At 61.4% G+C, this 12,709-nt stretch carries 12 protein-coding genes; 8 read left to right on the plus strand and 4 right to left on the minus strand.

Annotated elements, in window-relative coordinates; genetic code table 11:
- Positions 1-27 precede the first annotated feature (27 nt).
- The gene (locus tag ACI2KA_RS13360; RefSeq protein WP_404502744.1) at positions 28-861 is read left to right on the plus strand and encodes a response regulator; all 834 of its coding nucleotides are present in this window, start codon (positions 28-30) and stop codon (positions 859-861) included.
- Positions 862-876: 15 nt separating this feature from the next.
- Here ACI2KA_RS13360 and ACI2KA_RS13365 read toward each other — a convergent pair whose 3' ends face one another.
- Entirely contained in the window at positions 877-2,433 is a 1,557-nt protein-coding gene (locus tag ACI2KA_RS13365) for a phospholipase D family protein (protein WP_404502746.1), read from the minus strand.
- 157 nt (positions 2,434-2,590) lie between these two features.
- On the opposite strand from ACI2KA_RS13365, the gene ACI2KA_RS13370 reads away from it, so the two are divergent.
- The 3 genes from ACI2KA_RS13370 to ACI2KA_RS13380 are packed head-to-tail and all read left to right on the plus strand — an operon-like array spanning position 2,591 to position 3,906.
- Complete coding sequence (locus ACI2KA_RS13370; RefSeq protein ID WP_404502748.1) at positions 2,591-2,905, plus strand: ArsR/SmtB family transcription factor; 315 nt, start codon at positions 2,591-2,593, stop codon at positions 2,903-2,905.
- On the plus strand, positions 2,902-3,255 hold the full coding sequence (locus ACI2KA_RS13375; RefSeq protein ID WP_404502750.1) for an SRPBCC domain-containing protein: 354 nt from the start codon (positions 2,902-2,904) through the stop codon (positions 3,253-3,255). Before ACI2KA_RS13370 ends, ACI2KA_RS13375 begins: the two co-directional genes overlap by 4 nt.
- 42 nt (positions 3,256-3,297) lie before the next feature.
- Positions 3,298-3,906: an ATP-dependent Clp protease proteolytic subunit gene (locus ACI2KA_RS13380; protein WP_404502752.1), complete on the plus strand. Its 609-nt coding sequence runs from the start codon at positions 3,298-3,300 to the stop codon at positions 3,904-3,906.
- Between the two features lie 10 nt (positions 3,907-3,916).
- Here ACI2KA_RS13380 and ACI2KA_RS13385 read toward each other — a convergent pair whose 3' ends face one another.
- Positions 3,917-4,804 (minus strand): NAD-dependent epimerase/dehydratase family protein, encoded by an 888-nt coding sequence (locus tag ACI2KA_RS13385; RefSeq protein WP_404502754.1) that lies wholly within the window; start codon positions 4,802-4,804, stop codon positions 3,917-3,919.
- 67 nt (positions 4,805-4,871) lie between these two features.
- Positions 4,872-6,995, minus strand: a complete 2,124-nt coding sequence (gene parE / locus ACI2KA_RS13390) for a DNA topoisomerase IV subunit B (RefSeq protein WP_404502756.1) — start codon at positions 6,993-6,995, stop codon at positions 4,872-4,874.
- Between the two features lie 225 nt (positions 6,996-7,220).
- Between parE and ACI2KA_RS13395 the strand changes: the two genes are divergently transcribed.
- From ACI2KA_RS13395 to ACI2KA_RS13410, 4 genes are all read left to right on the plus strand, one after another.
- A complete protein-coding gene (locus tag ACI2KA_RS13395) occupies positions 7,221-8,102 on the plus strand; it encodes an alpha/beta fold hydrolase (RefSeq protein ID WP_404502758.1) in 882 nt (293 codons plus the stop codon).
- A gap of 212 nt (positions 8,103-8,314) precedes the next feature.
- The gene (gene tpiA / locus ACI2KA_RS13400; RefSeq protein ID WP_404502760.1) at positions 8,315-9,085 is read left to right on the plus strand and encodes a triose-phosphate isomerase; all 771 of its coding nucleotides are present in this window, start codon (positions 8,315-8,317) and stop codon (positions 9,083-9,085) included.
- Between the two features lie 115 nt (positions 9,086-9,200).
- Positions 9,201-9,665 carry a preprotein translocase subunit SecG gene (gene secG / locus ACI2KA_RS13405; RefSeq protein ID WP_059760449.1) on the plus strand — a complete coding sequence of 155 codons (465 nt, stop codon included), beginning with the start codon at positions 9,201-9,203 and terminating at the stop codon, positions 9,663-9,665.
- A 150-nt stretch (positions 9,666-9,815) separates the two neighbouring features.
- On the plus strand, positions 9,816-11,453 hold the full coding sequence (locus ACI2KA_RS13410; RefSeq protein WP_404502762.1) for a CTP synthase: 1,638 nt from the start codon (positions 9,816-9,818) through the stop codon (positions 11,451-11,453).
- A gap of 220 nt (positions 11,454-11,673) precedes the next feature.
- Here the strand turns inward: ACI2KA_RS13410 and ACI2KA_RS13415 are convergent, their stop codons facing one another.
- The gene (locus ACI2KA_RS13415; protein ID WP_404502764.1) at positions 11,674-12,606 is read right to left on the minus strand and encodes an alpha/beta hydrolase; all 933 of its coding nucleotides are present in this window, start codon (positions 12,604-12,606) and stop codon (positions 11,674-11,676) included.
- Positions 12,607-12,709: the final 103 nt, after the last annotated feature.

Below are 12,709 nucleotides of genomic sequence, written 5' to 3' on the forward strand. Positions count from 1 at the left end.
TGATATTCGATGGGGGATCGGGGCAGAATGAATTTTCTCGGCATCACGGGCATGCAATATTCGGGCGTGCCGTTCACCAACAACCGAATCCTGCTGGCGGAAGACAGCAATGTCTTCACCCAGATGGTCAGCTTGCGGCTGAAGGAAATGCTGGGCGTTTCCGTGGAACTGTGCCGATCTTTCGAGGAATTGCAGGCCTGTTACGAACATTCTCCCGAGCCGGTGACGCTTGCCATTTCCAACATTAACCTGCCGGGGGCGGAAAAGGGCGAGGCGCTGGAATATCTGATCGATCTTTCGATCCCGACCATCGTTTTCACCAGCACCTTTCATGAGGCGACGCGCGAAACGCTGATCGCCAAGGACGTGGTCGATTACATCCTGAAGGACAATATCTTCGCCGTGGACATGCTGACGGAATCCGTCTGCCGCTTTCTCACCAACCACCGCCATCACGTGCTGATCGTCGATGATAGCCCGACGGCGCGGGCGCTGCTGTCGAGCCGCCTCAAGCGCTACAATTTCCGTGTCAGCCTGGCGGAGAGCGGTGCGAAGGCGCTGGAAATCCTCAAGGCCAATCCGGATATCGGCCTCGTGGTGACCGATTACAACATGCCGGATATTGACGGTTTCGAGCTGACACGGCGCATCCGCACTGTGCGCGGCTCACATGAGCTGCGCATCATCGGCGTGTCGTCCTCCACCAACCGGCTGCTCTCCGCGCGGTTCCTGAAGGCCGGCGGCAATGATTTCATGCTGCGGCCCTTCATCGACGAGGAGTTCTATTGCCGCGTCAACCAGAACCTCGATACGCTGGTGCAGATCCAGCTGGCGAAAGCGGGCGTGAGGCCGGCGGCCTGAGCCGGGTTTTCGCCGCTAAAGCTGCGATTCCAGCGGCAGGAAACGCATGATGCCGGCGACGATGCGGCGGCTGAGAGCGGCGTCGGGTTCACGCCGGTATGTTCTCGTCCGGCCCTGTTCTTCCGTCATCCAAATGATGCGGTTGGCGTTGTCGACATCCAGTTCGAAGCTCATCGAGCGGCGGATTTCTTCGGCGAATATCTCGTCCATGCGCGCCACCAGCGGCGGCGAGTTGAAAACCACGCCCATTTCCGTGTTCAGGGAAGCGGAGCGCGGGTCGAAATTCAACGAGCCGATATAACCCGTCCTGCCGTCACGCGTGAAGGCCTTGGTGTGCAGGCTTGCCTGTCCCGAGCCGCGCAGGGTGAAGCTCGGCTGATCCGCCTGCGCGCGCAATTCGTGCAGGCGCACCCCGCCCCGCAGCAGCGGTTTGCGATAACGCGCATAACCGGCGTGGACGGCGGCCACATCCGTTGCGGCCAGCGAATTGGTGAGGATGGCGAGCGACACGCCGCGTTCGGCAAGATCGAGAAAAATCTCCATGCCCTCTCTGCCGGGAATGAAATAGGGGGAGGTGATGTGCAGGCTCTCGCCCGCGGCCTGCATCAGCGGCAGCAGGCTTTCCATCAGGAAATTGTGGCCCTTGCGGCGTTTGCCCGCCGCTTTTTCCGGCGGATCGGCAAGCACGTCCGCCGCATCCACCCAGTGCAGGCGGTCCGACATCAGGAAATGATCGCGGCCATGCTGGCTTTCGACGCGCTCCAGATAGGGTTTTGCCGCTTCGCTTTTCGGCAGGGCGTCCAGTTCGCGCCGCAATCTGGCAAGCTTGCTCGGCCGGCGTGCCAGAAGTGACCGCACCGGCACGGACACGGCGCTGTTCCAGTAGTCGTCGAAGATTTCGGTGGCGTCGGCGACGATCCTGCCGAAACCGAGAATATCGAAATCGTGGAAGTTCGCCCGCTCGGCGGCGTCGAAATAGGCGTCGCCAATGTTGCGTCCGCCGACGATCGCGGTCCGCCCGTCGGCAATCCATGCCTTGTTGTGCATGCGGCGATTGACGCTGCGGAAGCGCAGCACCAGTTCCAGGCCGCGATGCAGGATGTTTTCCCGCGCACGGGTGGGATTGAACAGCCGGAGTTCGATATTGGGGTGGCTGTCGATGGCGTGGAAGATGCGGTCTGACATGGAGACGCCGAGGTCGTCGAGCAGCAGGCGCACGCGCACGCCGCGATCGGCGGCGGTGATGACCTCGCGCATCATCAGCCTCCCGGTCAGGTCGGCATTCCACATGTAATACATCAGATCGAGGCTGCGCCCCGCCGCCCGCGCCGCTGCCACACGCACGGCAAAGGCATCGAGGTTGGAATGTAGCAGGCAGAGCGCATTCTTCTCGTTCCAGCCGTTCCTGATCGATTGCCAGTGCCGGTCCAGCGCCGTTTCGCCTTCGGCGACGGGCAGGGCGGTGGAGGGGCGCTTGGGGATGGCTTTTTCCCGCTGCTTGCCGATGACGACGAACAGGCTCGGCCCGATGAGCATGAGAAGAATGACGATGAAGGCCGTAAATTCAGTCACTTGTTTTGATCGCTCCCGGCCCGAAGAGTATCAGGCGCGATGAGAACGCGCGAGGGGATAAAGCGTTCACCACGGCGGAGGCCACGCGAGCAAAAAAGTGGACTTGCCGGTTCAGCCGGGGCTTGTGAAACGCATAAGTGTGTGCTTATGTGTTGTCATGACTGAGAACGATATTTTCCGGGCGCTGGCCGATCCGACGCGTCGTGCCATTTTCGAAAAGCTGGCGGCCGGCGCCATGAACGCTTCCGCCCTGCGCGAAGGCATCGAGATCAGCCAGCCGGCCATGTCGCAGCATCTTTCGGTGCTGCGCGGGGCAGGGCTGGTGGTTGAGAGGCGTCAGGGCCGTTTCGTCAATTACGAGGTCGATCCGGACGGGTTGAGCCGGATTGCGGCATGGCTTGGCAAATACCGCGCCTACTGGCCGCAGCGTATCGAAGCTCTGAAGCTCCTGCTGAAGGATATGGATCAATGAACAGGCACAAGCCGGACGCACCTGAAGCCATCGAGCTTGAATATGACCTGGACGAACCGCCGCAGAAGGTGTGGCGGGCGATCAGCATTCCGGCATTTCGCGCCATATGGTTGCCGGCAGAAGCGCTGGCGGAACCCGACGCAATCGATATCAAGCCCGGCGAGGAAGTCCGCTACCGGCTGCGCGAGGATGATCCGCCATTTCTGGAAAGCACCGTCACCTTCAGGATCGCCGCGAATGCCCATGGCGGCACCAGCCTGCGCATCATTCATGACCTGCCCGTCCATACCGGCCGGACGATAAAGGCCGCCGCAAACCACAACCGTTCGCCGATCAAGCTCGCCGCCTGATCCGGAGCGTTTCCCGACATTCTTAACGACAGGAGTTCGCCGATGCGCGAAGCGATGCAGCTCGTCCCGATGGTAGTCGAACAATCGTCACGGGGAGAACGGTCTTTCGACATCTATTCCCGCCTGTTGCGGGAGAGGATCATCTTCCTCAACGGCGAGGTGAACGATACGGTTTCCGCGCTCGTCTGCGCGCAATTGCTGTTTCTAGAGGCGGAAAACCCGAAGAAGCCGATCCATCTCTATATCAATTCGCCGGGCGGTGTGGTTACCAGCGGTCTCGCCATGTATGACACCATGCATTATATCCGCGCACCGGTTCATACGCTCTGCATGGGAACGGCCCGCTCCATGGGATCGTTTCTGCTGATGGCGGGTGAACCGGGAGAACGGAGCGCCCTTCCCAATGCCAGCATCCACATTCATCAACCTCTGGGCGGTTTCCAGGGGCAGGCGTCGGACATGCTGATCCATGCTGAAGAGATGCGGCAGACCAAGCACCGCATGACGCGGCTTTATTCCGAACATTACAAACGCAGTTATGAAAAATTCGAAGCGGCCATGGACCGGGATTTTTTCATGACGGCGGAGCAAGCTCTGGAATGGGGCCTGATCGATCGTATTCTGGGCGTTCGCGAGGATGTGGCGGCATAAGGCCGGACGCTTATTCGGATTTCCTGCTGGTATCGGCGCCCACAGGCAGGACCTCCAGACTGTGCCGGTCCAATTGTGCAAGTACCTCCCCGAAGCCGAACCGGGATGTCCAGCCCAACCTCTCTGCCGCGCGGGTGGGGGAATAGATCCGGTCAATCGTTGCCGGCAGCGCCCATCCCCTTTGCGCGAAAGCTTCGACGAGGGCCGGGGTGCGCCGGAGAACGGAAGCGGCATCCCTTGCGAGGCTGTCGCAATCATCCGGCGAAAACGGCGTGCTTGCCGATATGATATAGCGCTGGAAATCGTCTCCCGCATTGGTCAGCGCCAGCACATGGGCATCGGCGACATCGCGGATATCGACGCCGCGATGCAGCCGGTAAGCCGCCATCACGTCGGCGGGCTCCGGGAAACTCCTGGACATGCGCAGCACGCGCACGGCAAGATGCGGGCCTGCCATTCCCTCCAGCATCTGCTCGGCTTCGAGCTTGGTGCGGTGATAGATGCTTTTTGGCCGGGGCGGCGTCTCTTCATCGATGAAGGTGCAGGACCCTGCCGACACTGCATGTCCGTAAAGCGCGGTGGTGCTGGTGAAAACCAGCCGTGGCACGCCCGCCGCCATCGCCGCCTGCGCCACCATGCGGGTTCCCTCGACATTGATGCGCTGGAATTCCGCATCGGCAACGATGCCGACATGCGGCGCATGCAGCGCCGCCGCATGGATCACCGCATCCGCCTGCTCGAAAGCGGAGCGCAACAATGCCTCGTCTACGAAATCGCCGACGATATGGGTGGTGGAAAAAGGCGAGCGGTCTATTCCGGTAACATCATGCCGGCCGGCGAGCGCACTGAAAATTGCACGGCCGACCCGACCGGAGCTGCCCGTCAGCACTATCCGCATGATGTTGTCTCCACATCAACACAAAAGGCAGCGCCATGCGCTGCCTTTAAAGGGTTCATCGGGATGATCAGATATCCAGATTATCCGCAAAGGCCGCCCGTTCCTGAATGAAACGGAAGCGGGCATCGGCCTTGGTGCCCATCAGATTGTCGACCGCCTCGCGCGTGCCCTCGAAATCCACATCGTCGATCTCGACGCGCAGCAGGGTACGCTTTTCGGGATCCATGGTGGTTTCCTTGAGCTGGGCGGCCATCATCTCGCCAAGGCCCTTGAAGCGGCCGATTTCGACCTTCTTGCCCTTGAAGACGGTTTCCATCAGCTCGGCGCGGTGCGCGTCGTCGCGGGCATAGGCGCTTTTGGCACCCTGACGGATGACGTAGAGCGGCGGTACGGCCAGATAGAGATGGTTGCCGCGAATGAGTTCCGGCATCTCCTGATAAAAGAAGGTGATGAGCAGCGAGGCGATGTGGGCGCCGTCGACATCGGCATCGGTCATGATGATGATGCGCTCATACCGCAAATCCTCTTCGCGGTACTTCGTCCGCGTGCCGCAGCCGAGCGCCTGGATGAGATCGGCGATCTGCTGGTTGGCGGAGAGCTTTTCGCGGCTGGCGCTGCCGACGTTGAGGATCTTGCCGCGCAGCGGCAGGATGGCCTGATTGGCGCGGTTGCGCGCCTGCTTGGCCGAGCCGCCAGCCGAGTCACCCTCGACGATGAAAAGCTCGGCACCCTCGGCGGTGTTCTGGGCGCAATCCGCCAGCTTGCCGGGCAGGCGCAGCTTGCGCACGGCGGTCTTGCGGTTGACTTCCTTTTCCTTGCGACGGCGCAGGCGCTCTTCGGCGCGCTCGATCACCCAGTCGAGCAGCTTCGCCGCTTCGCCCGGATTGCCGGCGAGATAATGGTCGAATGGATCGCGCAGCGCGTTTTCGACGATGCGCTGGGCTTCGACGGTGGCGAGCTTGTCCTTGGTCTGGCCGACGAATTCCGGCTCGCGGATGAAGACCGAGAGCATGCCGGCGGCGGAGATCATCACGTCGTCGGTGGTGATGTCCTTGGCGCGCTTGTTCTGGGTCAGATCCGCATAGTTCTTCAGGCCCTTGGTGAGCGCGATGCGCAGGCCCGCCTCATGCGTGCCGCCTTCGGGGGTCGGAATGGTGTTGCAATAGGAATGGATCTGCGTGTCGCCGCCATACCAGGTGACGGCCCATTCCAGCGCGCCATGGCCGCCGGTCTTTTCGGTACGGCCGGAGAAAATCTCGCGGGTGACGGTGAATTCCTTGCCGAGTGTGGCGGCAAGATAGTCCTTTAGGCCGCCGGGGAAATGGAAAACCGCCTTTTCGGGGATTTCGCCACCGGCCTGCACCATGCCGGGATCGCAGCTCCAGCGGATTTCGACACCGCCGAAGAGATAGGCCTTGGAGCGGGCCATGCGGAAGATGCGGGCCGGTTCGAACTTGGCGTGATCGCCGAAGATCTGCGGATCGGGATGGAAACGGACGCGGGTGCCGCGGCGATTGTGCACGTCGCCAAGCTCTTCCAGCGGACCGATCGGCAGGCCGCGCGAAAAGCGCTGGCGGTAAAGCTTGCGGTTCCGCGCCACTTCCACTTCGAGAAGATCGGAGAGCGCATTGACCACGGACACGCCGACGCCGTGCAGGCCGCCCGACGTCTCATAGGCCTTGCCGTCGAACTTGCCGCCGGCATGCAGCTTGGTCATGATGACTTCGAGCGTCGACTTGCCGGGCACCTGCGGGTGGTTTTCCACGGGAATGCCGCGGCCGTTATCGGTGACCGTCAAAAAACCTTCGGTATCGAGATGGACCTCGATGAAATTGGCGTGGCCGGCGACGGCCTCGTCCATGGAATTGTCGATGACTTCGGCGAAGAGATGGTGCAGCGCCTTTTCATCGGTGCCGCCAATATACATGCCGGGGCGCATGCGCACGGGCTCCAGCCCTTCGAGCACGCGGATCGAGGACGCGCCGTAATCGTCACCGGACGGAGACACTGGGGCCGGAGGGGCAGGCGGCGTCACGGCCGCAACGGCTGCGGGTTTCGGCTGCACATTCAGGTTTGCGGGCACAGTGGCGGCCGTGGTCGCCGGTGTCTTGGCGGCATCCCCGTCCGTTTCCGTTTCGCTGTTTCGTGCCGCCGGAAGACCGGAGAAGAGATCGTTGCTGTCGTCCATCATGTCCAAAGTTCAAAAGCGTGTGTCAGAATTTCGCCATGCGAATCATTATGCCATCAGCGTCAATCATAACGCCAAACGCGGTTCCCGTCCGATTTGAAGCGGGTCCGTCTGGCAAACGCGGCGCATCCTATGCCACGATTGTGTCAGGGTTTCGCAACAGGAGGATTGCGCTGCCGGCCTTGCGATGGCAAGTCTCGCAGCCACGAATGAACGGTTAGCCAAGGCATGTCCACAGCTCATTTCACGTTTTGTACTCTTTTCAGCCTGACTGTTGCGGTGATGCCGGTTGCAGCCCCGGCCGCAGAAGGACCGCTGCGCCCCTTCAAGGATGAGCTATTTTCCGCCCAGACGGTGCTTTCCACCGGCGATGGCGGCGCTTCCGAGGTCATCGACTATCAGGAGATGCGCGACATTAACGGCCGCGACGAGGTGCCGGAGCGGCGGGTGAAACGGCAATATGTCGATATGGCGCCGAAGAAGGCGCAGGTGCTGGAAAGTGTGTCCGCCGAGGGCAGGGCGCTCGAGGTCGGCCGTGTCGGGCCGGCAAGCGGGCAGGCCTTCACGGTCATCTTCATCCACGGGCGCGGCGGCGACCGGCGGCTCGGCATGAACGATTACACCTTCGGCGGCAATTTCAACCGGCTGAAAAATCTTGCCGTCGCCAATGGCGGCACCTATTACGCCCCGAGCGTGCGCTCCTTCGATGAGAACGGCGTTGCCGATATCGCGGCGCTGATTGCCGATGCGGCCAAAAAATCGGGCGGCAGGCCTGTCATTTTGACCTGCGCCTCGATGGGCAGTTTCATCTGTTACGGCATCAGCCGCGACAAGGCGGCCGTCGCCAATCTCAAGGGCATGGCGATCCTCGGCGGGGCGGTCGATCCGGATTTTCCGAAAAGCGTCTTTGCCAAGGCGAAGAAGCCCGTCTGGTTCACCCATGGCAGCGCCGACAAGGTCTATTCGGCGGATCAGCAGGCAACGATCTTCCGCTCCTTGCTGAAGGCCGGTGAGCCGGCGCGGTTCACGCGGTATGAGACCGGCAGCCACGGCACACCGGTGCGCATGACCGACTGGCGGGCGGTTCTGAACTGGATTTTGAGCCGCTAAGGCCTCTATTTGGGTCAGTAACGGCAATTTTTTGGAAATTGCCCATCGTTTTGAACCTTTGGGCCGCTTTTTTGTACCATTTGCTGCCGGCTGAGGTTAAAGGAATAACCCGGGATTTCCGGCAGTGTTTCTGTCGCGATTATGGGCCGTCACACGGCTGAGGGAAGGGGTGCCGCCACAGGCGGACACGAGACAAAGGGAATGGGATACGCATGACGCCGAATGTTCGACCGCTTGTTGCCGGAAACTGGAAGATGAACGGCACCCGTGCCTCGCTCGATCAGATCAAGGCCATGGCAGAGGGCGTCAAGGGCGCGCTGTCCGAAAAGGTGGATGCGCTGATCTGCCCGCCCTCGACATTGCTCTACGTCGCAACGGCGCTGTGCGATGACAGCCCGCTGATGATCGGCGCGCAGGATTGCCACCAGAACGCCTCCGGCGCCCATACCGGCGATATTTCCGCCGAGATGATCGCCGACTGCTTCGGCACCCATGTCATCGTCGGCCATTCGGAGCGCCGCACCGACCATGCCGAGACCGATCATCTGGTGCGCGCCAAGGCATCCGCCGCTCACGAGGCCGATCTCATCGCCATCGTCTGCATCGGCGAGACGGCGGATGAGCGCAAGGCGGGCCAGACGCTCGATATCCTCAAGCGTCAGCTTGCGGGCTCCCTGCCGGATGCGGCGACGGCGGAAAACACCGTCATCGCCTATGAGCCGGTCTGGGCGATCGGCACGGGCCTGACGCCGACCGTGGACGATGTGCGCGAGGCCCATGCCTTCATGCGCGACGAACTCGTCAAGCGCTTCGGTGGGGCCGGCAAGACCATGCGTATCCTTTATGGCGGCTCGGTAAAGCCCGCCAATGCGCTGGAACTGATGGGCGTCGACAACGTCGACGGCGCGCTGATCGGCGGCGCGAGCTTGAAAGCTTCGGACTTCCTGTCCATCTATGCGGCATACGAGCAACTGACGGCTTGATCCGAGCTTTCCTGCGAGTGGAGCGGGAAAGGGGCTTGGAATAAGCCGTCGCCTCATGTAAAGAGCCGCAAAACCTTCTTTATGGTGCTCCGCGCGGGGCATGGAATGGATTGTCATGCAGACCGTTTTGATTGTTATTCACCTCATGATCGTGCTGGCGCTTGTCGGCGTGGTCCTGATCCAGCGTTCCGAAGGCGGCGGCCTCGGTATCGGCGGCGGTTCGGGCTTCATGTCCGCGCGCGGAACGGCCAATGCGCTGACGCGCACCACGGCGATCCTTGCCGCGCTGTTCTTCGCGACCTCGCTCGGCCTCGGTCTCCTAACGCGCTACGAATCGCGCCCGACCGACATTCTGAACCGTATTCCGGCCACGCAGGGCCAGGGTAACGGCATTCTCGATACGCTCGGCCCGGCGACGACGCCTTCGACGCCCGCTCCGGCTCCGGCTGAAAATGGCGTTCCGACCAATAATGGTGCTGCCGCTCCGGCGCAGACCACCCCGGCTCCGGCCGCTTCCGGCACGGCCGCTCCGGCCCCGGCGCAGCCCGCCGATCCGAACGCAGTTCCGACCGGTCAATAAGCCCGGTTCTGATTTAACGCTCCGGCAGGCCAAAAGCCTGCCGGTTTTCTTTTGTTCGCATTCCGGCCTGACCCATCGCAAATTCGTCAACAGCGAATTTTCGAAAGCATGAAATTTGGGCTGGCGGAATCAGAGGTAAAAAGGTATCCGGTGAATCCCATGGCGCGATATGTATTCATCACAGGCGGCGTGGTCTCCTCTCTAGGCAAGGGCATCGCCGCGGCAGCACTCGGAGCTTTGTTGCAATCCCGTGGTTATCGGGTGCGGCTTCGTAAACTCGACCCCTATCTGAACGTCGATCCCGGCACCATGAGCCCGACACAGCACGGCGAAGTGTTCGTGACGGATGACGGTGCCGAGACGGACCTCGACCTTGGTCACTACGAGCGCTTTACCGGGCGTTCGGCCACCAAGACCGACAACATCACCACCGGCCGCATCTACAAGAACATCATCGACAAGGAACGGCGCGGCGACTATCTCGGCGCAACCGTTCAGGTCATTCCGCATGTCACCAACGAGATCAAGGATTTCGTGATCGAAGGCAATGACGATTACGACTTCGTCATCTGCGAGATCGGCGGCACGGTGGGTGACATCGAGGCGATGCCGTTCATGGAAGCGATCCGTCAGCTCGGCAACGACCTGCCGCGCGGCACGGCGATCTATCTCCATCTGACGCTGATGCCGTACATTCCGGCAGCCGGCGAATTGAAGACCAAGCCGACCCAGCATTCCGTGAAGGAACTGCAGGCGCTCGGCATTCATCCCGACATCCTGCTGGTGCGCGCCGACCGGGAAATTCCGGAAGCGGAACGCCGCAAGCTTTCGCTGTTCTGCAACGTGCGTCCGTCCGCCGTCATCCAGGCGCTGGATGTGGCGAATATCTATGACGTTCCGATCGCCTATCACAAGGAAGGCCTCGATTCGGAAGTGCTCGCCGCCTTCGGTATCGAGCCGGCGCCGAAGCCGCGTCTGGAACAGTGGGAAGAGGTCTGCAACCGCATCCGCACGCCGGAAGGCGAAGTGACGATTGCGATCGTCGGCAAATATACCGGCCTCAAGGATGCCTACAAGTCGCTGATCGAAGCGCTGCATCACGGCGGTTTTGCCAACCGCGTCAAGGTCAAGCTGGAATGGATCGAGTCCGAGGTCTTCGAAAAGGAAGATCCCACACCCTATCTCGAAAAGGTCAACGGCATTCTGGTGCCGGGCGGCTTCGGCGAGCGCGGTTCGGAAGGCAAGATCATGGCGGCGCAGTTCGCGCGTGAGCGCAATGTGCCCTATTTCGGCATCTGCTTCGGCATGCAGATGGCGGTCGTGGAAGCGGCGCGTCACCTGGCCGGCATCGAACATGCCTCCTCCACTGAATTCGGCCCGACCTCCGAGCCGGTCGTCGGCCTGATGACGGAATGGGTGAAGGGCAACGAGCTGGAGAAGCGCTCCTCCAAGGGCGACCTCGGCGGCACGATGCGTCTTGGCGCCTACAAGGCGGCGCTGAAGAAGGACACCAAGATTGCCGAGATCTACGGTTCCACCGATATTTCCGAGCGCCACCGTCACCGCTACGAGGTGAATGTGGACTATAAGGACCGGCTGGAAGAATGCGGTCTGGTCTTCTCGGGCATGTCTCCGGACGGTGTCCTGCCGGAAACGGTGGAATATCCGAACCATCCATGGTTCATCGGCGTCCAGTACCACCCGGAACTGAAGAGCCGTCCGCTCGATCCGCATCCGCTTTTCGCCAGCTTCATCGAAGCGGCAGTGGAGCAGAGCCGGCTGGTGTGACGGTTTGAAGAATATGAAAAGGGTCGCGACAGCGGCCCTTTTTTTGGGTGCACGCATCCGCCGCCAAAGTCTCGACGATGCGTTTTACTCCGTCATCCTCGGGCTTGACCCGAGGATCCATTGCTCGGCGGTTATGGATCCTCGGGTCAAGCCCGAGGATGACGGAGGAGAGGGTACAACTGGTCCGAAGATGCGCGGTGTAATTGTTCGCGAGCGTGCCTCACTCCAGAAAATCATGCTTGCGCAACCACGTCTCGTACCAGTCGGGCCATTCCTCTGTGGGGGTGCCGGGCTTGCCCATGCCGAAACCGTGGCCGCCGGACGCGACCGTATGAAATTCGACATCCACGCCAGCCTTTTCGCAGGCCTCTCGCATGATACGGCTGTTGGCGGGATTGGAAATCTCGTCGTCATCCGCCTGTGTGAGGAAGATCGGAGGGCAGTCTTTGCCCACATGGCTTTCCACCGACCATTCCCGCGTTGCCTCGTCCGTCGGGTGTCTGCCGACAAGCGATCGGCGGGTTGATGTGCGGTCATAGGGGGCTGCAAGCGTGATGACCGGATAGATCAGCGCTGCGACATCCGGCCGGGCTGATTGCCTGTCGATCTCATCCACGCCTTCGTAAGATGTGAAGGCCGAGCGGGCGGCGGCAAGCCCCATCAGGTGGCCGCCGGCCGAAAAACCAAGCGCGCCGATCCTGTGCGGATCGATCTGCCATTCCGAGGCGCGTGCGCGTACCAGACGAAATGCGCGCTGCGCATCCTGAAGCGGCGCCAGCGGTCCGGCAGCCCATCCTTCGATCGGCAGGCGGTAACTGAGGACAAAGGCATAAATGCCTCTGGCCGTAAGCCAGCGCGCGGCGGGATAGGATTCCTTGCCTTCCTCGATGCGCTTATATCCGCCGCCGCCGGCAATGATCATTGCAGACCCATTGGGCTTGCCGGGGGCAAATATCTCAAGGCTCGGCATGGCGATGTTGGTGACGGCGCCTTTTTTGCTGATATTCGCGGGTCCGTCCGGACCGCCACCACCGGGAGGCTGGCCGGGCCAAAGGGCCATGCGAGGCCGATTGTCCTGAGCAGGCAGGTTTGCGGCTTTTCCGACTGTGGCGAGGAATGCACCCGCAAGAAGCAGGCTACGGCGGCAGATCATCAAGTCGTCCTCAATCGCGCATTCGGCTGCGTCGTTCTCCAGGAAGAACAGTTTATGAGGATGGTATAAAATCAACAGGTCAATATGGAGGCAACCCGATATT

Source organism: Agrobacterium sp. NPDC089420, assembly GCF_044900305.1.
Taxonomy (GTDB): domain Bacteria; phylum Pseudomonadota; class Alphaproteobacteria; order Rhizobiales; family Rhizobiaceae; genus Agrobacterium.